The 227-nt window shown below is 45.4% G+C and carries 1 rRNA gene; it reads left to right on the top strand.

What is annotated here, in order from left to right:
* Nucleotides 1-141 precede the first annotated feature (141 nt).
* Nucleotides 142-227: ribosomal RNA gene (locus HG547_RS20730) — 23S ribosomal RNA — on the top strand; the annotation flags it as partial.

Raw genomic sequence — 227 nt, 5'->3', positions numbered from 1 at the left:
AGTTCTTAAAACACTTGTTAAGTGTCTTGAATATTCAAGTCTAAGGCGAGTCCATCTTCTTGGTCGAAGATGAGACAAGTAAAACCAGCTGGTCGCAACAATTCAAGTGGCTCACGCAAGTGAAACCTATTTGGGTTGTATGGTTAAGCGACTAAGCGTATACGGTGGATGCCTTGGCAGTCAGAGGCGATGAAGGACGTAGTAACTTGCGAAAAGCGTTGGCGAGC

The organism is Shewanella sp. DNRA4 (assembly GCF_012843185.1).
GTDB lineage: Bacteria > Pseudomonadota > Gammaproteobacteria > Enterobacterales > Shewanellaceae > Shewanella > Shewanella xiamenensis.
The sequence above is the reverse complement of the archived record's forward strand: the minus strand, read 5'-3'. Positions and strand labels throughout refer to the sequence as shown.